The sequence below is a fragment of the uncultured Chitinibacter sp. genome, from assembly GCF_945957625.1.
GTDB lineage: Bacteria > Pseudomonadota > Gammaproteobacteria > Burkholderiales > Chitinibacteraceae > Chitinibacter > Chitinibacter tainanensis.
In genome coordinates, this window is the sequence record NZ_CAMFLP010000001.1 from 659593 (window position 1) to 684786 (window position 25194).

At 55.1% G+C, this 25194-nt stretch carries 19 protein-coding genes; 7 read left to right on the forward strand and 12 right to left on the reverse strand.

Annotation, left to right across the window (positions count from 1 at the left end; genetic code table 11):
• Positions 1 to 15: 15 nt before the first annotated feature.
• From QV747_RS03030 to QV747_RS16585, 4 genes are all read right to left on the reverse strand, one after another.
• The gene (locus tag QV747_RS03030; protein WP_197053773.1) at positions 16 to 1362 is read right to left on the reverse strand and encodes an NCS2 family permease; all 1347 of its coding nucleotides are present in this window, start codon (positions 1360 to 1362) and stop codon (positions 16 to 18) included.
• An 86-nt stretch (positions 1363 to 1448) separates the two neighbouring features.
• On the reverse strand, positions 1449 to 2018 hold the full coding sequence (locus QV747_RS03035) for a TMEM165/GDT1 family protein (protein WP_034619136.1): 570 nt from the start codon (positions 2016 to 2018) through the stop codon (positions 1449 to 1451).
• A gap of 238 nt (positions 2019 to 2256) precedes the next feature.
• Positions 2257 to 2754: a low molecular weight protein-tyrosine-phosphatase gene (locus QV747_RS03040; protein ID WP_273429010.1), complete on the reverse strand. Its 498-nt coding sequence runs from the start codon at positions 2752 to 2754 to the stop codon at positions 2257 to 2259.
• A gap of 183 nt (positions 2755 to 2937) precedes the next feature.
• On the reverse strand, positions 2938 to 5478 hold the full coding sequence (locus QV747_RS16585) for a methyl-accepting chemotaxis protein (RefSeq protein WP_373317275.1): 2541 nt from the start codon (positions 5476 to 5478) through the stop codon (positions 2938 to 2940).
• Positions 5479 to 5692: 214 nt separating this feature from the next.
• Between QV747_RS16585 and QV747_RS03055 the strand changes: the two genes are divergently transcribed.
• Positions 5693 to 11917, forward strand: a complete 6225-nt coding sequence (locus tag QV747_RS03055) for a PAS domain S-box protein (RefSeq protein WP_273429011.1) — start codon at positions 5693 to 5695, stop codon at positions 11915 to 11917.
• Between the two features lie 28 nt (positions 11918 to 11945).
• Complete coding sequence (locus tag QV747_RS03060; RefSeq protein ID WP_047391869.1) at positions 11946 to 13115, forward strand: two-component system response regulator; 1170 nt, start codon at positions 11946 to 11948, stop codon at positions 13113 to 13115.
• A 124-nt stretch (positions 13116 to 13239) separates the two neighbouring features.
• Here the strand turns inward: QV747_RS03060 and QV747_RS03065 are convergent, their stop codons facing one another.
• Positions 13240 to 13533: a hypothetical protein gene (locus QV747_RS03065; RefSeq protein WP_273429013.1), complete on the reverse strand. Its 294-nt coding sequence runs from the start codon at positions 13531 to 13533 to the stop codon at positions 13240 to 13242.
• Here QV747_RS03065 and QV747_RS03070 point away from each other — a divergent pair.
• Positions 13532 to 14440 (forward strand): LysR family transcriptional regulator, encoded by a 909-nt coding sequence (locus tag QV747_RS03070; protein ID WP_028449381.1) that lies wholly within the window; start codon positions 13532 to 13534, stop codon positions 14438 to 14440. The two genes, QV747_RS03065 and QV747_RS03070, sit on opposite strands and share 2 nt — an antisense overlap.
• On the opposite strand, the gene QV747_RS03075 is transcribed toward QV747_RS03070, so the two are convergent.
• The gene (locus tag QV747_RS03075; protein ID WP_273429015.1) at positions 14437 to 15621 is read right to left on the reverse strand and encodes a L,D-transpeptidase family protein; all 1185 of its coding nucleotides are present in this window, start codon (positions 15619 to 15621) and stop codon (positions 14437 to 14439) included. The genes QV747_RS03070 and QV747_RS03075 overlap by 4 nt on opposite strands.
• 129 nt (positions 15622 to 15750) lie before the next feature.
• Here QV747_RS03075 and QV747_RS03080 point away from each other — a divergent pair, with 129 nt between their 5' ends.
• The 4 genes from QV747_RS03080 to serB are packed head-to-tail and all read left to right on the forward strand — an operon-like array spanning position 15751 to position 18823.
• Complete coding sequence (locus QV747_RS03080) at positions 15751 to 16236, forward strand: GNAT family N-acetyltransferase (protein ID WP_034619140.1); 486 nt, start codon at positions 15751 to 15753, stop codon at positions 16234 to 16236.
• Complete coding sequence (locus tag QV747_RS03085) at positions 16214 to 16921, forward strand: UPF0149 family protein (protein ID WP_273429017.1); 708 nt, start codon at positions 16214 to 16216, stop codon at positions 16919 to 16921. The genes QV747_RS03080 and QV747_RS03085 overlap by 23 nt, the downstream gene beginning before the upstream one ends.
• Positions 16922 to 16931: 10 nt before the next feature.
• Positions 16932 to 17966: an FUSC family protein gene (locus QV747_RS03090; RefSeq protein ID WP_028449384.1), complete on the forward strand. Its 1035-nt coding sequence runs from the start codon at positions 16932 to 16934 to the stop codon at positions 17964 to 17966.
• A gap of 17 nt (positions 17967 to 17983) precedes the next feature.
• Positions 17984 to 18823, forward strand: a complete 840-nt coding sequence (gene serB, locus QV747_RS03095; protein WP_273429020.1) for a phosphoserine phosphatase SerB — start codon at positions 17984 to 17986, stop codon at positions 18821 to 18823.
• Positions 18824 to 18923: 100 nt separating this feature from the next.
• Here serB and QV747_RS03100 read toward each other — a convergent pair whose 3' ends face one another.
• The 6 genes from QV747_RS03100 to accD all read right to left on the reverse strand — a co-directional run bounded on the left by QV747_RS03100 (position 18924) and on the right by accD (position 25193).
• Positions 18924 to 20096 (reverse strand): O-succinylhomoserine sulfhydrylase, encoded by a 1173-nt coding sequence (locus QV747_RS03100; RefSeq protein WP_273429022.1) that lies wholly within the window; start codon positions 20094 to 20096, stop codon positions 18924 to 18926.
• An 83-nt stretch (positions 20097 to 20179) separates the two neighbouring features.
• On the reverse strand, positions 20180 to 21715 hold the full coding sequence (gene purF, locus QV747_RS03105) for an amidophosphoribosyltransferase (protein WP_028449387.1): 1536 nt from the start codon (positions 21713 to 21715) through the stop codon (positions 20180 to 20182).
• 29 nt (positions 21716 to 21744) lie between these two features.
• Positions 21745 to 22236, reverse strand: coding sequence for a CvpA family protein (locus QV747_RS03110; protein WP_028449388.1), 492 nt, complete (start codon positions 22234 to 22236; stop codon positions 21745 to 21747).
• Positions 22233 to 23036, reverse strand: coding sequence for an SPOR domain-containing protein (locus QV747_RS03115; protein WP_273429024.1), 804 nt, complete (start codon positions 23034 to 23036; stop codon positions 22233 to 22235). Before QV747_RS03115 ends, QV747_RS03110 begins: the two co-directional genes overlap by 4 nt.
• A gap of 4 nt (positions 23037 to 23040) precedes the next feature.
• The gene (gene folC, locus QV747_RS03120; RefSeq protein ID WP_273429026.1) at positions 23041 to 24327 is read right to left on the reverse strand and encodes a bifunctional tetrahydrofolate synthase/dihydrofolate synthase; all 1287 of its coding nucleotides are present in this window, start codon (positions 24325 to 24327) and stop codon (positions 23041 to 23043) included.
• Positions 24327 to 25193 carry an acetyl-CoA carboxylase, carboxyltransferase subunit beta gene (gene accD, locus QV747_RS03125; protein ID WP_273429027.1) on the reverse strand — a complete coding sequence of 289 codons (867 nt, stop codon included), beginning with the start codon at positions 25191 to 25193 and terminating at the stop codon, positions 24327 to 24329. Before accD ends, folC begins: the two co-directional genes overlap by 1 nt.
• Position 25194: the final 1 nt, after the last annotated feature.

The following is a 25194-nucleotide window of genomic DNA, read 5'->3' on the forward strand; positions in this document are numbered from 1 at the left end:
GGCTTAGACTCCGTTTTAGTGGAACAGGGCGAACTTCACCACCCACAATGCAGCAATAATCACTACCGCCAGGCTCAAATCTTTAAAGCGGCCAGCCAATGCTTTGATCGCCACATAGCTAATAAAGCCGAACGCGATACCATCGGCAATCGAGAACGTGAACGGCATCGCCAGTGCAGTCATGACAGCCGGCGCAGATTCAGTCAGATCATCCCAATTGATTTCAGCCAGGCCACGACTCATCAGCACCGCTACGTAGCACAGCGCAGGCGCAGTCGCATACGCTGGTACTGACGCAGCCAGTGGCGACAGGAACAGCGCCAGCATAAACAGCACGGCCACGACAACAGCAGTCAGACCGGTGCGACCACCTACCGCCGTACCTGCGGCAGATTCGATGTAGGCTGTGGTTGAAGAAGTACCCAAAGCGGCACCCGCAGTAATGGCTACCGAATCAGCCAGCAGCGCTTTTTTCAGGCGCGGCAGTTTGCCATCTTTATCCAGCAAGCCGGCGCGGTGCGACACGCCCACCAGCGTACCGGTAGTGTCAAACAGATCAACAAAAAAGAAGACAAAAATCACCCCCAGCAGCGCGCCATTAAAGATGCCAGCTGGCGTCATCAAGGCACTGAAATCCATCTGCATAAAGGTAGGTGCCAGCGATGGGATTGGGGCGAAAACGCCTTTGAACTCTTGCAAGCCCATGGCAATCGCCAGAACGGTAACCGCCAGTACACCAATGATGATCGAGCCTGGCACACGGCGATATTCCAGCGCCACAATCAGGAAGAAGCCCAAAATCGCCAGCAGCACTTTGGGATCAGCCAGGTTGCCCAGCGTAACCAAAGTGGCCGGATGATCCACCACCACACCGGCGTTTTTCAGCGCGATAATGGCAAGAAACATCCCCACACCGGCCGAAATCGCCAGCTTGAGTGAGTGCGGAATGGCATTAACCAGCGCTTCCCGCACTTTAAACAAACTCACCACGAGGAAAATCAGGCCAGACACAAACACGGCACCCAGTGCGGTTTGCCAGCTCATGCCCATACCTTTTACCACGGTAAAAGTGAAATAGGCATTCAGACCCATGCCTGGCGCCAAAGCGATAGGATAATTGGCCACCAGCCCCATAATCGCCGTACCCAGCGCTGCCGCCAAACACGTGGCGACGAACACCGCATTAAAGTCCATCCCGGTAATCGACAAGATCGCCGGATTAACAAATACGATGTAGGCCATGGTCAGGAATGTCGTAAACCCGGCAATCACCTCGGTTTTAACACTCGTCCCATGCTCTTTGAGCTTAAAAAAAGCATCCAGCATGACTCTTCCCCAAACTAAGTTGATGTTATCGTGCATACGCACGTTGCTTTAAATACAAATACGAGCCGGCAGGTGCAACCACACCTGCCGGCTCGTATCGGCATCTCACTGCAAACCGGGCTTTACTGCCCGAAACCGACCAGTGCCAACACACCAATCAGCGCAAAAATCGCGGCGGCCACAAAGCGCACCATACGCAGCACATGCATACGCTTGGCAATCCAATCGCCCAGATACACGGCGGGCACATTGGCCAGCATCATGCCGATGGTAGTGCCAAACACCACCTGCCACAGCGGCTGATATTTTACGGCCAGCGCAACGGTGGCAATTTGCGTTTTATCACCCATTTCGGCCAAAAAGAAGGCCACACAGGTTGCCAAGAAGGCGCCATACGGTTTCACCGTCGCCTCCTCTTCATCCATTTCGTCCGGGATAAGTGCCCAGGCAGCAATCGCCAAAAAGCCGATGCCGACGACCCAGCGTAGCACATCCGCCGAAATGAGCCCGGCCACCTGCTGTCCGATCCAACCCGCTGCAAAGTGATTTAGCACGGTAGCAACAAAAATGCCCGCAACAATCGGTAGCGGGCGTCGGAATTTGGCCGCCAGAATCAGGGACAGCAGCTGGGTTTTATCGCCCATTTCTGCAATCGCTACGACTCCAGTCGAAATCAACAAAGCATCAAACATCATCATCTCCAGGGCAGGCGTAAGACACGAGGCTAGGCGCACGGCCCACCCTCTGAGCATGCGCATAACCTCGGGTCTCATCAGGTGACACTGGGTCACTGCCTGAACCATAAAGCCGCAGGGCTTCAAGTTTGTTGATTCAGGCTCGGCTCACTGCATCGGCCGACGATTACTCCCCCGAAGGAACATCGAATTTTAAAGCCTTCGCCACCTCCTTACAAGTAGGGGTTTGCCGCGATTAGCTTGGCGTGCGAGCAGCTAGTTGGTGTTGCACATGGGCCAAGACCCCGCGGCAACCGTCCTCCACTAAATCCAGCACGTGTTCAAAGCCTTCGGCCCCGCCATAGTAGGGATCGGGCACCTCGTCTTCCTGAAACGCGGCGGCATAGTCCAGAAAGAGCTGGATCTTGCTATGAAACTCAGCCGGGCAACGTTGGCGTAAAGCCGCAAAATGGCCTTTATCCATCGCCAAGATCAGATCAAAACGACTAAAGTCGCTGGCGGCCACCTGCCGCGCCCGCAAATTGGAAAGATCATAACCACGCTTGCGCGCATGCTGCTGCGCTCGGCGGTCCGGCGCCTCACCCACGTGATAATCATACGTGCCGGCTGAGTCGACCTCGATCACATCTTGCAGCCCTTGCACTGCCACCAGTTGCCGGAGCACGCCATCGGCAGTGGGGCTGCGACAAATATTGCCAGTGCAAACCATCAGCACAGAATAAGCTTGACCCATCAATATACCCCCTTCATGTATGAGCTTGAAATCAATACAAATAAATAATCACAGAGCAATACCCAACGCAAAAAATAGAAAAGCCGCCCCAAGGCGGCTTTTTTGCACCCCGAACATGAGCTTAACTAATCTGACCCACACTTGCCTAGCGCCAGATCAAGTCACGCTAATGTCGTACTTTGCTTAAAACTCAGCCCAATCCGCATCCTCGCTGGCTTGTGGCACACTAATTGCGGCCGGCTTTTTACTGGCCAGTTTCACCGGTTTGCTAGCCTTAGCGCTGGCGGCGGTCGGAACCGGTTTATGTACCGGCTCCACCGGTTTGCGGCTGAGCAGCATATGCGAAGTGCGATTCAGTTTAAACGAGCCAATCGCCTGCGCCATGGTTTGCGCCTGTTCTTGCAGGGCTTCGGCGGCCGCCGAGGCTTCTTCCACCAGCGCTGCATTTTGCTGGGTGGTTTCGTCCATCTGAATGACAGCCTGATTGATTTGGGCGATCCCGGCACTTTGCTCAACAGACGCGGCCGAGATCTCGCTCATGATGTCGGTGACCCGCTGAATACTCGACTCAATTTCGCTCATGGTGCTGCCAGCTTCGGCCACCAATTTGGCACCATCATCCACTTTGCTGACCGAATCATTGATCAGATGCTTGATCTCTTTGGCCGCTGAAGCTGAGCGCTGCGCCAGATTACGCACTTCGGCCGCCACCACCGCAAAGCCACGGCCTTGCTCACCAGCGCGGGCGGCCTCTACCGCCGCATTCAGCGCCAAGATATTGGTTTGGAATGCGATGCCGTCAATCACGCTAATGATGTCGACAATTTTACGCGACGATTCATTAATCGAGCTCATGGTTTCCACCACTCGCCCGACTACTTGCGCGCCTTTGGTGGCGACTTCAGACGAGGAGCGCGCCAGCTTGCTGGCAACCTGTGCATTGTCAGCATTCTGTTTCACCGTGCCGGTAATTTCTTCCATGCTGGATGCAGTTTCTTCCAGGCTGGCGGCCTGCCCTTCGGTACGGCGTGACAAGTCACTATTACCTTGGGCAATTTCACTAGCTGCCGCATTAATGGCCATGCCGGCATCCTGAATCTCACTCACCAGCTGCTGCAGATTTTCGACCGTGGTATTCACCCCCTGCTTGGTTTCGCCAAACAGCCCCGGATAATCTTTACTAATGGTCTGGGTGAGATCGCCGCCCGCCAAGGCATTGGCCACCCGCATTACATCGCGCAGCCCGGTTTCGGTCACGGTAGAGAGCTGATTCAGTAATTCACTCAAGCGACGGGTATAGCCCTGTTTTTGCTCAAGGCTAAGCCGCCGGCTAAAGTCGCCCCGCTCGGCGGCGGCTTCGACCACTTGCTCGATTTCTTGCACAATCGCATTGAGCGAGGCCACAGTTTGGTTCACGCCAGCTTTGGTCGCCCCAAACATACCCGGATAATCTTTGGTAATCGTCTGGCTCAGATCCCCCGCCGCCAATGCGCTAGATACGCGCAGCACATCATTAAACCCAACCTCGCAGGTCTCGATCAGCAAGTTCAGATCGGTGATCATCTCGCGGAACATAAATTGATATTGCTCGGCATGGGCCCGCTGGCTGAAATCGCCTTGCGCACCGTCTGCCGCCAGTTTTTTGATATCGCTGCTGATGCTGAGCAATGCGCTTTTCACTTGATCCAGCGCCGCCGTGATCTTGGCTTTGTCGCCGGGTAGGCGCGCCATATCTTGGCTGAAATCACCACGTGAATAGGCGGAGACGATTTCAACAATTTGCATTTTCACACTAATGTGCGAATTCACTAGCTGGTTGATCTCGGTCGCCATTTGCCCGAAACGGCCTTTGAAGGCTTCCGCATTCATTTGCTCCTTAATCCACCCTTTGTCATGCTCGCTGGCCATGCGCGCTTGCTCGGCGATAAAGGCCTGTATCGTTTGCTGCATTTGCTGCATGGCAAACATCACGCTGCGCTGATCACCCGGCTGCAAGTGAATTGGATTATCAATTTTACCCTCCGCCACCGCTAAGGCGACGGCCGCAGCATCGCTGGGCTCCCCGCCCAGCTGCACCATCAAGCGCTTAACGATCTGCCAGGTAATCACGAGGCCAAGTACGATGGCGGCCAGGGACAAATACAAAATCTGATTTTTGGCACTTTCGGCCATTTTCTCGGCCGCGGCCCCCTCCGACTTCATTAAATCTGATTGATAAGTAATGAGCGCATCAATTTTGTCGATGTAATTAAGCTGTGTGGCGCGCATCGAGCCGATCAATAATGCCTTGGCTTCATCGATGCGTTTTTCTTGATAGAGCTGCATGAATTTTTCTAGCTCTTGCACATATTCACCGCGAGCCAAGGTCACCTCTTTCATCAGCAAGCGGCCTTGCTCACTTTTGACGGTGCTATCTAGCTTTTCTAGATTTTCGCTGATCGCTTTACGAGCCTGCGCAATTTGCTCTAGCTGTTTGGATAACTCATTGGGGTCAGTCATCAACATTAAATTGCGCGTTGAACGTGCAACAAGGTTCATATTATTGATGATGGCGTTGGCCTGCACCGTTTTCGGATAACGGTCATTAACCATTTTATTCACGCTTTCATCCAGCAAATCCAGCCGGCTAAAGGCAATCGCGCCGATCACAATCATCAGCAGCAAAATTACGCCAAATCCAAGGCCTAGTTGCGTGCGCACACGCAGTGTTCGAGACGGTGACATGAGTATCTCCCCAAAGCAGCATTCAGCGCAGTCAGGCGGCTGCACGTTTGCATGCTAGACCGCCCTCTTGGGCGCCGCCGCCAAAAGTTGACATAGATCATGTTTTTAACTGTCTGATTCCGACATCTGGCAGTTAGGGCACACGCAAGCAATTTGGCATCGTCAGCGAGCATCGCCTATCTTTAAGCTGTATTACTAACTCCTGACGAGAATCATGTCAGCCTCCAGCGATCCAATGCTCAACACTGTCAGCGCGGCACCGTTATGCAGCGCGGCCTTGTTGCGTCTATTGGGGCAAGTTAGCGGCATGGTATATCGCTGTCGCCTTGATTCGGAGCGCACTGTCGATTTTGCAGCTGAAGCTGCGCTACGCCTGACGGGCTATCCCGCAAGCACGCCATGCCAAGAACTCCCCGGCGGTTGGTTAAGCCTGATTCACCCGGAAGATCGCCCCACTTTTGGGCAACAAAGCCTGGACCGGCTGCAAACACAGCAAGGCTATCAGCTGGAATATCGCTTGGTGCGCAGCGATGGCGCGACGGTATGGGTGCAGGATCAAGGTTATGGGATTTACGACGAAGCCGGGCAATTAATTGGTATTGAGGCACTGGTGCTCGATATTGCTGCGCGCAAAGAGCGCGAGCAGCATTTACTGAGTCACCAGCATCATCTGCAAGCACTGTACGATCAGTCGCCAGATTTATTACTAACCATCGACTGGCAACAGCAGATTATCCTCGACTGCAATCAGACTCTACTCAATACCCTGGGGTACTATAAGCACGAAATCATTGGCCAGAATTGGCTGCAGCTCTATACCCCCGAATCTGCCGCCCTATTTACCGAAAGCTGGCAGCCCTTGCTCTTAAGCAAGCAGGAATTACAGGATGTTGCGCTGGATTTACGCAGCAAACAGCAGCGGGTAATCAATGTTTTATTGCATGCGCACTTTGCCACACCAGAACAAGAAACCACGCCAATCCTGTCAGTCACTTGGCGTGACATCAGCAAACTGAAAAACACCCTGCATGAATTAGCCCGTAGCGAACAAAGGTTGGGCGCCCTACTGGAAAGCAGCGCCGTACCCACAATGATCTGCAGTGGTTTACGCGGTATTAATTATCTCAACCCGGCTTTTATCGAACTGTTTGGTTATAGCAGTGTGGATTTAATCGATCTCACTCAGTGGTGGCAGCAAGCATTTCCTGATCCACACTACCGTACCCACGTTGAGCAGGAATGGAATCAGCGCATCCAGCAGGCACAACAAGGCCAAAGTGCCTTTAGCCGTTTTGTGGCGCATGTTTGCGCTAAAAATGGTCAATACAAGAGCGTGGCGCTGCATTGCACGCCACTCGAAGACGATTGGCAAGATGAAATCGTACTGACCTTCACCGATCTGGGCGCGCAGCTGGCACAGCAAAACGAGCTGGTGGAGCGGGAATTACGCTACCGCTCGCTGTTTGATGCTGCACATTTATCGATCTGGCATGAGGATATGTCCGAGCTGGTGGCCATGCTGGACGAATTGCGCTTAAGCGGCATTAGCGATATCGACGCCTATCTGCGCGACAAACCCGAAGCGCTTTACAGCTTACTGAGCGGCATGAAGGTCACCGATGTCAATCCGGCAACGCTCATCTTGTTTGAAACCAGCAAAGAAGCGCTCTTGCAAGGATTTAGCCAGCTGTTTGGTGAGGGCGCACTGGATGTGGCGCGCGAGGAAATCCGCGCTTTCTGGCGCAAGGAAGAGCGCTTTCGCTCGGAAGTAAATTTAATCACCGCCACCGGCAAACCATTTAAGGCGATTTTGGCCTTCCCGATTCCAGCCAACGTGACCACGGCCAAATATGTCCCGGTGACAGTACAGGATTTAAGCAACCCGCTGGAGCTTAAAAACGAGCTGGCCCTACATGCCGAGATTGTCGAAAACCTGCAGCAAGCCGTGCATCTGATTTCAGCCCGTGATGGCCGCGTGGTGTATGCCAACCCCACCGCTGAAGCGATGTTTGGTTTTGCCGCGGAAGAAATGCTGGGGGTTTCGGTGGCCGAGCTCATCGTGAGTGATGAATCCGCCAGCCCGCATAACAGTCAGCGCCTGCTGCAACTGTTACAAGAACAGGGGCACTGGGAAGGTGAGCTACTGAATCGTCGCAAAGACGGCAGCCAATTCTGGAGCCGCTTAAGTAGCAGCAGCTTCGAACATATGCACTACGGGCCGGTCTGGGTGAGCGTGCAGCGCGACATCACCGAAGAACGCCATGCCCGTGAAGAACTCGATCTGCGCAATCTGCAGCTCAACGCGATTGTTGATATTCAGGGCGACTTTATTAGTAGTCAGAATGAGCGGCAAGCCTTTAACCTTATCCTGCTTGAGCTTCAGCGCTTAAGCCAGAGCGGTTTTACCCTGATCGCCGAAGTCTTGGGGCAAGGCGAACAACGGCAACTCAAAATAAACGCCATCCGCCACCAGCAGTGGGATGCCGCCACAGTGGCACTGTTTGAGCAAAATACCAGTTCAGGCTGGGAGTTTGACTGCACGCTCTGCCCGAGTGCAGCCGAAGTAGTGCAGCAGGGGATGGCTCAGTTCTTGCCACACATCCCCGCCCTTTTGGGCAAGACCGGAGAGCAACTGGGGCTGCCGGCCTTAGGCGCGAGCTGGCTCATTCCCATTCATTATGGCAATCGGGTTAATGGCCTGGTGATTTTGGGCGACCTGCCCACCGGCGGTCTGCAGGTATTAGCTACACTGGAACCGCTGCTGCTGACCTACAGTCAGCTGCTGACGGCGATGCAGAGCAAGCGTGAATTTCGCCGAGCGAACGAGGCCTTGTTTCAACGTGATCAGCTGTGGAAAGCCGCGATCGAGGGCTCCGGGCATGGCGTGTGGGATTGGGATTTGCGCAATCAGCAGATGACCTTCACCGAAACCTGGGCCAATCTCTTGGGCCTACATATTAATGAGCTGGCCAATACCTTTAGCGAGTGGGAGCAGCGCCTGCATCCGGATGATCGTCGCCAGGCGCTTGAACAACTGAACGATTACCTGCAAGGCCGCAGCCAGGCCTACGCTAGCGAATATCGCCTGCGTGGTAAATCGGGCCAGTATGTGTGGATTTTGGGGCGCGGCACGATTGTGCAGCGTGATGAGCAAGGCCAGCCACTACGCATGATCGGCACCAGCACCGACATCACCCAGCGTAAAGCCACCGAAGAGCAATTACTGGCCAATCGGGCGCAGCTGGCGGGCATGATTGATGGCGCTATGGATGCCATTGTCACCACCGATACCGAATTCAATATTATTTTGTTTAACCGCGCGGCCGAGCAGATGTTTGGCTTTCCAGCGAGCCAGATCTTAGGTTGCCCGATCGAGGCTTTGATTCCGGTGCGGCACACCCTCACCCACCGCGAATACATGCACCAATTTGCCCGCGAAGGTGACCACACGCGCAAAATGCGCAGCTACAACGTGCGCCAAGTGCACGGCCGCCGCGCCAATGGCGAAGAATTTCCGGTCGAAGTGTCGATTTCGTATTCGGATAATTACGGCAACCCGATCTACACCGCCATGGTGCGGGATATCACTGAACGCATCGAGCACGAACACAATATGGTTGAGCTCAATGTCAAGCTCGAAGAGCGAGTGATTGAACGTACGCGTGAGCTCGATGCCGCCCGCCACCTGGCCGAAAGTGCCAATCGGGCGAAAAGCGCTTTCGTCGCCAATATGAGCCATGAAATCCGCACCCCGCTCAATAGCGTGTTGGGCATGGCGCATCTGGCGCTGCAAACCGAACTTAATCCGAAACAACGTGATTATCTGCAAAAAATCACCGCCTCAGGCCAACATTTGCTCGGGCTGATTAATGACATTCTCGACTTTTCCAAGATCGAGGCTGGCAAGCTGGAAATCGAACATTGCCCGTTTAACCTAGCCGATATGCTGGCGGAAATTCGCGACATTATGGAGCCGCGCGCCAGCGAAAAACACCTGGCTTTTGATCTCTTTCACGATCAGCTTGAACTGCGCACGGTGGAAGGTGATGCACTGCGCCTGAAACAGGTGTTGCTCAATCTTTTAAGCAATGCCATTAAATTTACCGAACATGGCCGGGTTAGCCTTTGTCTCGCTAGCGATCCGGCCGAGCCAGAGCGGTTGGAATTTAAAGTCTGCGACACCGGTATCGGTATCCCGCAGCATGCGCAGCAACGCCTGTTTGAGCCCTTTGATCAGGCCGATAGCTCAACCACCCGTAAATATGGGGGCACCGGGCTTGGGCTGGCGATTAGTCGGCAGCTAGTTGGGCTGATGGGGGGTGAGCTCAAGCTGCGCAGCCAGCTGCATCTGGGCAGTGAATTTAGTTTTGCCATTCGCCTGCCCATCAGTGCCGAGCAACTCCCCGCCAGCACCACGCATGGCTCTGCACAGCAAACCTTGCCCAAGCTGGCTGGCAAGCGCGTACTCTTGGCGGATGATCATCCGTTTAACCAGCAAGTGGGGGCCGATCTACTTAGCCAGGTGGGTATTCAGGTGGTGATTGCCAACGATGGCCGCGAAGCCGTACGCCTCGCCGAGGCCGAGCTATTTGATGCGATTTTGCTCGACATCCAGATGCCCGAAATGGATGGCTACACCGCGTGCAAAATCCTGCGCCAGAATCCGCGCTTTAAAGACTTGCCCATCATCGCAATGACGGCGAATGTCTCGACCGAAGATCGGCAGCTGTGTCGGGAAGCGGGGATGAATGACTTTCTTGGCAAACCGGTCCAGCCTGACAAACTCTACCAGACCCTGACGTATTGGCTGCAAAGCAATACTATGATTGACCTGCCAAGCTATACCCCTACTCCTACAGATCGACATCCATTGTTTGATCCAGCCGTTTTAAACGCCATGTTTGGGGCTGACCCGCAGCGGCAACACAAATATCTGCAGAAATTTGCTGATACGCTGCGCGAGGGTTTGGCGAACCTGGCCCCAGAGCTGGCCGCCGGCAATTTGCATAAAATCAGCGCCGAATGTCATCGGCTGAAATCTGTGGCCCGCACCGTGGGCGCCATGGCCTTAGGCGAACGTTTGGCCGACCTGGATACCCACCAAACCACGCTACCGCTAGACGTAATGCGCGAAAAAATCGCGGAACTACAGCGCTTATTTACGCAAACCTGTGCCCATCTGCAAACCCAAGGGCTGCTTGCAGCCAGCTGCGAAGCGGAGCCACAGCTGAGTATCCATAATGTTGATCCGGAATTGCGGGTCATGCTGCTGGATGACGATGTATTTATGCTGGATTTACTGGCCCAGCATCTGCAAGACCTTGGCCTGGTGCACATTACCCGCTGCCTAGATGCCCATGCCGCCCTAGCTCAGCTGGAGCAAATGGAAACGCCAGACTGGATTTTGTGTGATCTGCAAATGCCGGATATGGATGGCATCGCATTTTTGCGCCAACTGGGCCAACAGGCCTTTACCGGCCAAGTGGCGATTTTGTCGGGGCTGGATGACAACGTTCTCAAAGCCACCGAGAAACTCGCCCATTCGTTCCGCCTGAATATCCATGGTGCGCTGAGTAAACCGATCCGCAAAGAGGATCTGGCGCGCTTGCTCAGTGAATCTGCGCAATTACAGCCACGGCTGCAGCATGCTGCCGGCTCGCAAACCATGCAGCTTGAGCGCAGTGAGCTGGAATGGGGGCTGGCGAATGGCGCGATTGAGCTCTTTTATCAGCCTAAAGTCAGTACCCGCACGCATACCGTCGTGGGGGCGGAATGCTTGGCGCGCTGGCGCCATCCGCAGCGTGGCCTGCTGGGTCCCTATACCTTTGTGCCCGCGCTGGAGCAACATGGCTTGGTGGATGAACTGACCTTTCAAGTATTGCGTCTGGCCGTGAGCCAGCTGCGGCAATGGCAAGCCGCTGGCATGCAGATCAAGTTGTCAGTCAATGTGTCGATGGACAATCTACACCGCTTGGAGCTGCCTGAGCTCTTTTGCCAAGTGCTGGACGACAATGACATCGCCCCGGAATCCATCACGCTGGAAATCACCGAAACCCAGCTCTCGCATGATTATGTATTGAGCCTCGACATCCTGACCCGGCTGCGGATCAAAGGGTTTGGGCTATCGATTGATGATTTCGGGACAGGGTTTTCCACCATGGAACATTTGATGCAAACCCCCTTTACTGAATTGAAGATTGATCGGGCCTTTGTGCGTGGCGCCAGCCAAGATCAATCTGCCCGCACCATTCTGGAACACAGCGTCACCTTGGGCAGTAAATTCAACCTCAATCTGGTCGCCGAAGGCGTGGAAACCCAAGAGGACTGGGATTTAGTGGTCTCAGCGGGTTGCCATGAGGTGCAAGGCTATCTGGTGGCCGAGCCGATGGCAGCTGCCGACTTTTTGGTCTGGAAGCAAAACTGGGAAGCGCACCATTAAGCGCATTAACGAAAAATAGGATCACACCATGTCGCAAGCAGAGCAACCAAGTGTACTGATCGTTGATGATGACCTTTTCATGCTGGATTTTCTGCATGATGCCCTGAGCGAAAGCTGCCAGCTGATTACCGCCGAATCCGGGCAAGAAGCGCTCGATAAAGCGCGACAACAGCATCCGCAGCTCATCATTGCCGATGTGCAAATGCCCGGCATGGATGGCTATACGCTATGCCGAGAGCTAAAAGACGATTTTGATACCTGCGATATTCCGGTGATTTTTTTATCGGCGCTCGATAGTATCGATGATCGGCTGCAAGGCTTTGAAATTGGTGGCGAAGATTACCTGCTCAAGCCGATCAATCCGAAGGTGCTGGAAGCCAAGGTGATCCAGACTTTGCGCCGGGTACAAGAGCGCCAGCAGCTCAAATCCCAAAGTCAATACGCCACCAATACCGCCATGGTGGCCATGACCAGCATGAGCGAAACTGGCATGGTGATTGAAGCCATCAAGCGCTTCAATTTATGCCAAACACCGCTGGCCTTGGCTAGCGAGCTGGTCAATGCGCAAGCGATGTTTGAGGTCAATAGCGTGGTGCAGTTGCTGCTGCCCAATGGTGACTCTTTGATTGTGAATCAGCATGGTCCAGCTTCGGAGCTTGAATCCTCCATCTTGCAGCATATGGCGGGCATGGACCGGATCACCCAATACCGCAATCGCCTCGCCATCACCTACCCGCATACCCGCACCCTGATTACCAATTTACCGCAAGACGACCCCGAGCGTTGCGGGCGGCTACGCGATCACCTTGCCATGCTGGTGGAGGCCGCCGAAGTACGGCTGGATTCGCTTAACACCTCCGCCGAATCCGAATCACGCGGCTCGGTCATTGAGCAAACCATCCAGCAGCTGACCGAAACGCTGGCCAATATTGATGAGCTACAACGCACTGGCCGGGCGTCGGCTTCGCTGATTCTGAATAACATCATCATGCGGGTGGAAGTCGCGCTGGTAGGGCTGCAGCTCACCGACAGCCAAGAAAACGCCCTGATGAGCATCATTCACGATGGGATGGAAGATGTTTCGAGCACCCTATTGGTGGAGGCGCATTTTCAAGATCAGCTCAGCGCCGCTATTCGTGATTTGCAAAAGGCGGTGGGCACTTACCCCACCACCGCGCTGCATAAACAGCAGCAATAAGCGCTACTCTGTACATAAAACAATGCCCCGGATTAACGGGGCATTGTTTTTTTGGGGACTACCGCTGGCACGTTCAATCACTGGCGCTGACTTCAGCGGCTGTTGCCATTACGTACGGTCTCAATTACATAATCCGCCAACGATCGCGCAAGCGCTCCAGGGTTTCTTCCTCGCAGCACAGCGGCCGCCGGCGTTGTGGCTGTTGCCAGTGGCTATTTAAATAGAAAGGTGAGTGCGAAAAAGCATCGTAAGCGGGGGTACGCGCGCCTTCTCGTAAGCGACGAACAAGCTCAGTAAGAAACCGTAGCATGATCAGCTCCTTTTGTTTTTGATATTGCATTAATGTCTCGATGCACTCATCATAGACGGGCGCTAATCCGCCGATAAGCGTTAAAAAACAAACACTCCGTTCTCTCATGAAAACAATCCTGCCACCCGATTCCTTACTTGCCTTTGAAGCACTGGCCCGTCTTGGCAGCTTTACCGCTGCCGCCGCTGAGCGTGGGTGCGCCAAAAGTCATATCAGCCAATTAATCCGTGAATTAGAGCAAGAGCTCGCCACCGTGCTGGTGCTGCGTAGTACCCGGCGGATGACGCTGACCGAGAGCGGGCAAAAACTCTTACCTCATGCGGTGGCCTTGCGCGAGCTGCTCGGCCAGGTCCGGCTGGATATTGAAGACACCCAGCAAGGCCTGGATGGCGATTTATGGATCAGCACCACGCCATCGCTATCGCAGTATGCAGTCGGCCCTTTGATGGCCGAGCTGGCGCGTTTACACCCGGGCTTGCGGATTCGGGTGGATTCCAATAACCGGCTGATTTCGCCTGGGGCGGACGGGGTGGATTTTTGTATTCGGGTCGGCCGGGTGGGCGATGAACGACTGGTGGCCAAAACGCTGGGCTATGCCCATGATAAGCTGTATGCCTCGCCCCGCTATCTGGCCAGCGCGCCACCGCTGACGCATCCGGATCAGCTATTGCAGCACACCACGCTGATTAATGATGATTACCAACATTCGCGCGCATGGCGCTTGCTCAATGGCGAGCAAGAGCTGACCGCCCCACTGCAACCGATTTTATGTAGCGACACCAACCCCACGCTGGCGGTCAGCGCAATCTGTGGTTATGGCATTGCGTTGTTGCCCCAATTTGTGGGGCAAACCTATTGCGAGCTCGGGCTACTGGAGCCCTTACTGCCTGAGTGGCATGCCAACCCCACCCCGGTATACCTCGTCTACCCTTTTCGCGCTTCGGTTCCACGTAAATACCGGGTGTTCATTGATTTTATTGTCGAAGCGCTACGCGAGCGCTTGGCCCCTGGCTAAGGTTTGGGGGCGGTGGCGACCTGGCCAATCGCGCTGGGCGCCGGATTGTCTGGCAATTTCAGCGCGGCATTAATCCCGCGGCTGGTTTGATATTGCTGATAAATATCGGCATACCAGCGTACTTTCTCGCCCTCCAGCTGAGCGGGCCAATACACAAAATACACTTTCACCGGCGCGGCCACCGCTTCGGTGTAGGTTTTTTTGCTCGCCACCCGCTGGCCAATGGTGCCGGCATTCACCCCCAGCACCCAAGCCGCCAACTGCTGCCATTGCTGTACCCGCACGCAGCCCGACGACGCTGCACGGTTTTCCCGGCCGAATAGCCCCTTGCTGGGCGTATCGTGCAAGTAAATGCCATTGCTGGCGGTTAGCTCGAATTTCAGCCGCCCCAAGGCATTATTCGCGCCGGGGTCTTGCACAAAGCGATAGCGCCCCAAGCCGCCTTCAGCCGATACGGTGGCCGGATCGACGGCATTGCCGTCCGCATCGAGCATGCGCAATTTATGCTTCTGGATTTTGGCCAGATTCAGTTTGCCGCCCTGCTGCAGATCATGTTTGATCACCACCGGCGGCACACTCCAGTTCGGGTTGTATTTAATCGCGGCAATCTGGGTGGCCAGCAGCGGCGTTTCGCGATCGGTTTTGCCAATGACAATCCGCGAGCTTAAAACTTGCTGCCCGCCCTGATAGGCCGTGAGGGTATAGGCTGGAATATTAATTACTACATAGCGTTCAGGCGCATGCTGTAGCAGGGTATACATTTGCGGTAATTGCCATTGCAGCAAAGCGGCCCGCTTGGAATCGGTGAGATTGAGATTAAAGCGGGTTTGTTTATCCAGCACCCCATCTTCTTTCATGCTCAGGCCCAGCTGAAACTCACGCAAAGTAGCATCTAGCTCGGGGCCAAATTGCTCATCCAGCGGCAGCGGAAAACCCAGCTCGGTCAGCCGCTGCTTGGCCAATTTCACGTCTTCACCCTGCATACCACGGCGTAATGGCCGCTCACCCGGCACCAGCGTCGCCGTGCTGGCGGCGGACGGGTTAAGCTGTTGGGCATAGTGCTGCAAGGCGGCATATTCCTGCGCCGTCACCGCGTTAGCCGATTGCACCCCAACCAGCCCTAAGCCCCCTAACGCCAACAGCCTGATTTTAAACACGCTCTTACCCGCCTTATTCGTCATCAGCTTTTCATCATGCCATTGTCTGCACGCTCGTTCATCAATGCGTAAGCATATCGAAATCAAATACAACAATTCGCCGCTCAAGCAGCGTTGCTGCCGGCGCTGCGCCGAAACCGGTATAATTTGCCAATGCATACGCTGATACGCCCGCTGCAAAGCAGCGATTTAGCCCCACTCGCCGAGATCGTGCGCGATAGCTTGCTCGCCTGCGATGAGCTGGATTTACAGGATTTAAGCGCCGAAGACATGGCCCGCTGGCAAGAGGAGATTTTGTATCTGCTCACCCATCCGCCGGCGGCCCAATTGGTGAGCCTCGTTGCGACGCAAGCGGGTGTGCTGCAAGGCGTGGCGCAACTGAATAACGATGGCGAAATCAATGTGCTCCTGGTGGCCCCCGCCTGGCAAGATCAGGGCATTGGCGCCGCGCTGTTGCAAGAAATCGCCCTGCATGGTCATTGCGCGCAGCTGGCACAATTGCAAGTGCACAGCACTCACACCGCCTATGGTTTTTTTTATCGCTATGGCTTTCGCCCCGGCAGTCGGGAATTTAACGAATGGCTGATCGCCGATCTTCATCAATGGAAATTCAATCATGAGCAACACCTTACTCACTAACGATCAGCTCGAAGCACTCGATGGCTTTCTGATGTCGCCCCGTACACCCGGCGAAACCATGGACGTGGAAATGCTTGATGGCTTTCTGGTGGCCCTCGCCATCGGCCCGGACGAAGTCGCCGAAGACGAATGGCTGCCCGCCGTTTTTGCCGGGACGCCCCCCGAATTTGACTCGCACGCCGAAGCGGACGAGATCTTTAGCCTGATTCGCCAGCATATGGCTAGCATCAAGGCCGCATTTTCCATCAGCCGCCGCGATAATCCAGGCGAAAATCCACTGTATGTGCCGGTGATTTTGTCGGATGAAGAACAAGACGAGCGCTGGCAAAAAACCATGGGGGCCTACTGGGCGTCCGGTTTTTATGCCGGGATTGAAGCCCGCGCCGAGGCTTGGGATAAGCTCTTAAGCCAGAGCGAAGAGCTCGATAGCGCCGTGGATAAAATTCTGGCACTGGCCCTGACCGATGAAGAAGACCTTGAAGAGGGCCAGAGTCTGCTGGGCATCAAGGAGCGCGAAGAGCGAATTTCCGAGCTGCCATGGCACATCGAAGACGTAATGTACTACGTGTTGGAAAATAAATTCGGCAAGGTTGAGCAAGTGGTTCGCGAAGAGCCGAAAGTGGGCCGCAACGACCCTTGCCATTGCGGCTCGGGTAAAAAATTCAAAAAGTGCCACGGCGCTTGAGCCTCGCCTAATGCTTGCCCAGCTGCTGGCCCCGCTTAAACCCCAGCTCAAAGCCTTTCACCCCTCGCGCATGTTGCTGGGGGCAATGGCGTTTGCTTTGCCACTCGGGGTTTTATTGTGGCTGGGGCAGCCGATGCAAGCCGGCATGCTGGGCTTTGCTGTTTTTTATACGCTGATTAGCGATATTGGCCATCGCCGCCGTGTACGGCTGGAAAGCATGCTACTGGGCAATCTGGCCATTCTGGCCGCCGCTACGCTCAGTATGAGCCTCAATGAGCACTGGGGCTGGTGGCTCAGCGGCATTGTGGTGCTCATTAGCCTCATTGGCGCCAATATGGCAGCGGGTTTTACGTTAGATATCACCCTGCGCTCGATGGCCAGCGCTTATCTGGTGGGGTATCCGGGCTCTTTTATCACCGCGGATTTTTTACCGATGTATGTGCTGGGCGCGGTGCTAACCATGGCGCTGAGTATGGCGTTTGCGCCGCGGATGAATAACCCGCTCAATCTAGTAAAGCCACCGAATTGGCGGCGTGAGTATCATTCACTGCGCAAAGGCGAACGGGCTGGGCTGACTTTTGGCATTTTGCTGGCCTTTGCCTGCACCTTTAGCTTTTTTATTGCCCATCAAGCGGGCCTATCGGTGCCTAGCATCGCGGCGATTACCACCTTGATGGTATTCAAACCCGAACACGCCCAAACCATGACCAATATCTGGCTGCGGATCGTGGGGGTGTTGCTAGCTTCATTGCTAGCCTGGTGGCTGATTTTTCCCTTACATAATTTGTGGCTACTGCTGGCGCTCATTTCGCTGGTGGCCGCCCTACTGCCGATCGCCTTTGCCAATGGGCTGATGTACATCGCTGCCGTTAGTACCCTGCTGATTTATATATTGCTGGCCTTTTTTGGCCTGCATGGCCAACTCGCGAAGCAGGCCGCTGAAAATCGCCTGCTTGAAACCCTGCTCGGGGTGCTGGTGGCTGCGATTTTTGCCATGATTTTTCAAAGCCTCAAACCGGCCAATCCGCCTGAGGCGCCTTTTTAATCCACGAGAAGATCCGCATGCACCGTCTTGTTATTCAGGCTCCGCACATTGAAACCCAGCACCTCAAGCAATTGGCCCGCCTTGCTGGCGCGCACAGCATCGAGGCTATCCATCAGCAAGGCTTTCGCCTGCAGGGCGCCGACATCGCCAATGAAGAGGCAGTAGCTGATTTTTGCCAATCCAATGCGCTGGATTTTGCGTTTATTCCCGAAGACATCCGCGTCACTGACATTGGTCTGGTGGTGATGGACATGGATTCCACCCTGATCACCATCGAGTGCATTGATGAAATTGCCGACATGGTCGGCATTAAGCCAGAGGTCGCTGCCATTACCGCTGCCGCAATGCGCGGTGAGCTGGATTTCAATGCCAGCCTCACCCGTCGGGTGGCCCTACTAGCCGGGCTAGAAGAAAGCGCCTTGGAGCGCGTGTACAGCGAGCGCTTGCGCCTGATGCCAGGTGCCGAGGCCATGCTGAAAGGCTTTCAGGCGGCCGGCGCCAAAACCTTGCTGATCTCGGGCGGTTTTACTTTCTTTACTGAAAAACTACAGGCTCGGCTGGGCCTGACCACCACCATTGCCAATGTGCTGGAAGTCGAAAACGGCAAGCTCACCGGCCGCGTGGTGGGCGATATTATCAATGCCGAGCGCAAGAAAACCGAGCTGATTGCCCACCGCGAAACGCTGGGTCTGCGCCCCGAGCAAGTGGTGGCCATGGGCGATGGGGCCAATGACTTGCCGATGCTGCACGCCGCTGGCTTTGGCGTGGCGCTGCATGCCAAGCCCAAAGTTCAGGCTGAAGCCCCGTACGTGATCAACACCGTGGGTATGGATGGTGTACTCAATTATTTCCTTTAATTGGGAGCAATACCCACTAAGGGTATATTGCAAGGCATCAAGAAAAACGGCACCCAAGGTGCCGTTTTTTACGTGGAGTGCTTAGCATCAGCGCCGCTGTTTAGAGGCCCTGCTGCAAATCGCGAATCAGATCATCCACGTGTTCCAAGCCCACCGAAATACGCACCAAACCATCGCCAATACCCGCAGCGGCGCGGGCTTCCGGTGTCAGGCGGCCATGCGAGGTGGTCGCCGGATGCGTGATGGTGGTGCGCGTGTCGCCCAGATTAGCGGTGCGGCTCATCAGTTGCACGCGATCAATCAAGGCCCAAGCAGCCGCTTTGCCCCCCACCAGATCAAAAGACACCACCCCGCCGCCGCCGGTTTGCTGGCGCTGCGCTAGCTCGTATTGCGGATGACTGGTCAGCCCCGGATAGTAGACTTTGCTCACTTGCGGCTGCGCCTCTAGCCACGTAGCCAATTTGAGTGCGTTTTCGCAATGCGCTTTCATACGGATACCCAAGGTTTCTAGGCCTTTGAGTAGCACCCAGGCATTAAATGGCGACAAAGTCGGGCCGGCAGTGCGCAGGAACAGATATATCGGCTCCAGCATCGCGTGACTGCCCACCACCGCGCCACCCAGCACACGCCCTTGCCCGTCGATGTATTTGGTAGCCGAATGCACAACGATGTCTGCCCCCAGTTTCAAAGGCTGCTGCAAGGCCGGTGAGCAGAAACAATTGTCCACCACCAACAAAGCACCATGCTGATGAGCAATCGCACTAATCGCAGCCAAATCGGCAATTTCAGTCAGTGGATTGGACGGCGTTTCGAGGAAAAACAGCTTGGTGTTCGGCGTAACGGCAGCGGCCCACGCCGCGGGCTCGGTAGGTGACACATAGCTCACCGTAACGCCAAACTTACCCAGGTAGGCATTAAACAGCTGAATCGTCGCGCCAAATAGGCTATTGGACGACACGATATGATCGCCTGCCTTCAAAAGTCCCATGCATAACGCCAAAATCGCGCTCATGCCGGAAGCGGTCGCCACCGCGCGCTCACCCCCTTCCAGCGCCGCCAAGCGTTGCTCAAAGGCGCTCACGGTCGGATTGGTAAAGCGTGAATAAATGTAGCCTGGCATTTGCCCGGTGAATTTGAGTGCGGCTTCTTCGGCCGAGCCCACCACAAAACTTGAAGTCAGATGTATGGCATCGGAGTGTTCGCCAAACTCGGTACGCAGCGTGCCCGCGCGCACGGCCAGGGTTTCGGGGTGCAGATCATCCAGGTCAAACATCAGTATTCCTTTGTCTTTTTATTCAACTGCGGCGCCAAGAAAAACGGGAGCCAAAGCTCCCGTTGCATGGCGTTCTCAGGCCATTAAATCAAATTTTGCTCACCAACACCAATATTGAGGTCGACTACCGAGCCCGTGTTATCGGCTTTGGTCGAGAGCGGCGACAGGCGTTTGGCTTCCAGTTCATCCAGATAAGCATCGGTGATGTCGCCGGTGATATAGCGGCCATCAAAGCAGGAAGTTTCAAACACGCTAATTTTGCCACCGCTGGCATCACTACAGGCTTGAATCAGCGCGCTAAGATCTTGATAAATCACGCCATCAGCACCGATTTCGGCGGCTATTTGTACTTCATCACGGCCAGTGGCAATCAGCTCATTACGGGTTGGCATATCAATGCCATACACGTGAGGGAATTTCACCGGTGGCGCAGCTGAAGCCAGGTACACCTTTTTCGCCCCCGAATCGCGCACCATCTGCACGATTTCTTTCGAGGTAGTACCGCGCACGATCGAGTCATCCACCAGCAGCACGTTTTTGCCACGGAATTCGACTGCAATCGGGTTCAATTTCTGGCGCACCGATTTTTTACGGCTAGCCTGCCCCGGCATGATGAAGGTACGGCCGATATAGCGGTTCTTCATAAAGCCTTCACGATACGGCAGGCCCAGCGCGTCGGCCAATTGCAGTGCGGCATCACGGCTGGTATCCGGAATCGGAATCACCACATCGATATCCAGCGCCGGCACTTGCTGGCGTACTTTCTCGGCCAGCTGCTCGCCCATTTTCAGGCGTGCTTCGTGCACAGAGATGCCATCGATGATGGTATCAGGGCGGGCAAAGTACACATGCTCGAAAATACATGGAATCAGTTGCGGGCTGCTGTGGCATTGCTGGCTATAAAACTCGCCATCAAAAGTCACATAAATCGCTTCGCCGGGGGCAATATCGCGCTCAAATTTAAAGCCCAAGACATCCAAGGCCACCGATTCGCTGGCGACCATATATTCGCGCCCTTCCGGCGTTTCATGCACGCCCAGTGTCAGCGGGCGGATGCCATGCGGATCACGGAAGGCCACCATACCAAAGCCGGCAATGATCGCCACCACTGCATAAGCGCCTTTCACACGGCCGTGTACGGCTTTAATTGCCTCGAAGATGGTCGCCGCATCCACTTGCGGGCCACTCACGCGACGTGAAATTTCGTGCGCGAATACATTACAGAGTGCTTCGGAATCTGAATTGGTGTTGATGTGACGCAGGTCGGTGCGATACATCTCTTCTTTCAGCTGCTTGTCGTTGGTCAGATTGCCGTTGTGGGCCAACACAATCCCGAACGGGCTATTGACGTAAAACGGCTGCGCCTCGGCCAGACTAGAGGCAGAACCTGCAGTTGGATAGCGCACATGGCCAATCCCCGCGTTGCCTTGCAAAGAGCGCATATTGCGGGTGCGAAATACATCGCGCACCAGACCCTGCCCTTTATGCATATGCAGCACATGCTGCTCGGCGGTTACGATACCGGCTGCATCTTGGCCGCGGTGCTGAAGCACCAGAAGGCCATCGTACAACATTTGATTAACCGGCGTTTTGGCGACCACACCTAGAATGCCACACATTGGTCAGAGCCCCTTCGACTTGCAAAAATTCATTCAAATTTGACCTTGCTGGCCAGCACCGGCGGCAGCAATGGTTTGACTAATTCGGCGCTACGCTCAAACAGCGGGCTAAACATGGCATTTCGCCATTCCGGCGAGCGCGGATAGCTCGTTAGTCCCGCCAGCATCACTAAGGTGAGCAACAGCAAAAAGCCACGCGCAATGCCAAACAATGCCCCAAGCAGGCGATCCACCGGCTTGAGGCCAGTGGCCGTAATAAACTGATTCAAGGTGATGCGCACAATGGCCGACAGCAGCCACGTCACAAAAAACACCACCACGAAAGCCGCAATATAGCGCAGGCTCTCAATCTGCAAGCTTGCCGGCAGCCAAGCGGCAACGGTTTCGGCAAAATGACTAGCAGCCCAGAAAGCCAGCACCCAAGCCAGCAGCGCCATGATCTCTTGCGTTAAACCGCGCAACACCGATAGCAGCATGGATAAACCAAGCACGCTAAGCACAATGTAATCAAACTGGGTCATGGTGCAGGTTTGCTAACCAGAGTACCTTGCACACCCAGCGACTCCAGCCGCTTGAGCCAGACTTTGGCCTTGGCCTCATCATTACCCGGGCCAATGCGCACGCGGGTTAGCTCGCCTTTGCTGGTCGTTACAACTTCGCTGCGTGCCGGAATACCAGCGTCTTTCAGTTTTTTCACGGTTTGCGCGGCTTTTTCAGCGTCAGCAAACGCACCAATCTGAATGTAATAGATTTTATCGCTACTACTGCTTGCAGGTGGCAAACCGCCGCCTTCGAGAATTGCTTTGGGATCGGCAGCCGGGGCTTTGGTGGCTTGCGGCTTTTTGGTGCTCAGCGGTGTGGGCTTAGCCGTGGGTTTGGGGGTTGGCGCAGGTTTAGCACTTGGTTTAGGGCTTGGCGCTTTGACAACTTCCACGGGCTGGGCAGGCTCGACCGCTTTCGGCGCGTTTTCCTGATGCGTCACCAATTTACCTGGCAAGGCCACCGGCGCAACACGTGAGGCATCCGCAACCGGCTCGGCAGGCAGTGACTCGGCTTCGATGGCGGCACTTGCCTCTGCGACTACAGCGCTGGCGACCTGACTGCTAGCGGGCTGTGGTGAGTTGAGACTGACGACCGACGATAAAGCCGGTGCGCTGGAAATGATTTCGACGGTTTGTTGCTCAAGTAAGGATTTAGGTGGCTCGCCATCCAGTGCCGTCCACAGCACGGTTAATGCAAAAACCACCAAGGCGATCGCCCCAACCAAACGTCGCCGCGCTCGTTTACGCAGCTGCAACAATTCGTCGCTTACATTCGCCATAAAATTATCCGCGTGCCTGCAGCACTTCCGACACGGTGAAGAAAGATCCAAAGACCAAGATTCTATCAGCTTCGGCAGCGCTCTCACAGGCGGCACGGTAAGCTTTTTCAACACTTTCGTATTGCACTACCCGTGCCCGTGGTGCCCGTTGCAAGATAAGCTCGGCCAGCTGCGCGGCTGGCAGCGCACGCGGCAATTGCGGGGCAGCCACATGCCAAACATCAATCCGGTCGGCCACAATGTCGAGCACACCCGCGACATCTTTATCCTGCATCATACCCAGCACAGCATGTGTCACCGGGTGATACGCCATCTGGTCAAGGCAGCTTTTAAAAACCAATGCCGCATGGGGGTTATGCGCTACATCCAGCACCACAACTGGCCTGCCGGGCAATACCTGGAAACGAGCCGGCCACTCGACTTCAAGCAGGCCACGTTTGATGTCGTTTAAGCTCACAGGAAGCTGCGGCTTGAGCGCCTCGAGCAAGGCGATGACCAAGCTGGCGTTTGCCAGTTGATATTTGCCGCGCAAAGCCGGAATGGGCAAGGCGTTTTTACGAATACCATTGGCCCCTTGCCAGCTCCACTGCTGACCTTCTGCCTGCAGTGCGTAGCCAAAATCACGGCCAATCAGCTGCAATGGCGCGCCGATCTGCGCAGCATGTTCAAGCAAGGTGTGGGGTGGCTGCGGATCAGCACAAAAGGCCGGCACAGCCGCGCGATAGACGCCGGCTTTTTCTAGCGCAATGGCTTCGCGCGTGTCACCCAAATAGGCTTGATGGTCGATCCCGATGGTCACCACCGCCGAGGCGGTGGGCTCAAAGATATTCACGGCATCCAGACGACCACCTAAACCCACTTCCAGCACCATGACATCTACTGCCGATTGCATAAAGTGGTGCACGGCCGCTAAGGTGCCAAATTCGAAATAGCTCAGAGATACATCGCCGCGGGCGGCTTCAATCTGGGCAAAGCTGGCCACGATGTCGTGATCCGCCGCGGGCTGGCCATTGATAGCAATCCGCTCGTTGTAATACAGCAGATGCGGCGAGGTATAAGTGCCCACTTTGTAGCCCGCCAAGCTCAGAATTTTACTGAGCATGGCGCAGACCGAGCCCTTGCCATTGGTTCCCGCCACGGTGATGACCGGACAAGTTGGCACCAAGGCCATTTGCTGCTGTACCGCTTGCACCCGTGCCAGCCCCATATCGATGGCCATAGGGTGCAAACCTTCAAGGTAGCTCAGCCATTCGGCCAGCGAATTGGCCTCACTTAACCTTGCAGCAGTCATTAATTCACAGCAGCCTGATTGTTCAAGAGGGTCAACACATCAGCCAGACGCTGACGCAGCTCGCGCCGATCGACGATCATATCGATAGCGCCTTTTTCCAGCAGGAATTCCGAGCGCTGAAAGCCTTCCGGCAGTTTTTCGCGCACGGTTTGCTCGATCACACGCGGCCCGGCAAAGCCAATCAGCGCGCCCGGCTCGGCCATCACCACATCACCTAGGAAGGCAAATGAGGCCGATACCCCACCCATGGTCGGGTCGGTGAGCAGGGATACAAACGGCAGGTTTTTCTCTGACAGTTTGGTGAGAATGGCATTGGTTTTGGCCATCTGCATCAGGGAATTCAAGCCTTCCATCATCCGCGCGCCACCGGAAGCGGCCACACAAATAAACGGCAGATCGTTTTCCAGCGCCACTTTTACGCCACGCACAAAACGCTCGCCCACCACCGAGCCCATCGAGCCGCCGATGAACTTGTATTCAAACGCCGCTACTACCACTGGCACGGTCAGAATACTGCCCTGCATCACCACCAGCGCATCATCTTCACCTGTACTGGCGGCCGATGCGGTCAGCTGGTCGCTATAGCGCTTGTTGGCCTTGAATTTCAGAATGTCGATCGGTTTAACTTCCGAGCCGATTTCATAGCGGCCTTCGGCATCGAGCAGCTGGTTGAGCCGCGCTCGTGCAGAAACGGCATTATGAAAGCCGCACTTCGGGCACACTTCCAGGTTGTTTTCCAGATCCGAGCGATACAGCACCGCACTGCAGGCCGAGCATTTGCTCCACAGGCCTTCTGGCACTGCCGAGGTATTCGGCGTGGTACGGCTCTTGATCTTGGGGGGTAAAAGTTTCTGCAACCAGCTCATT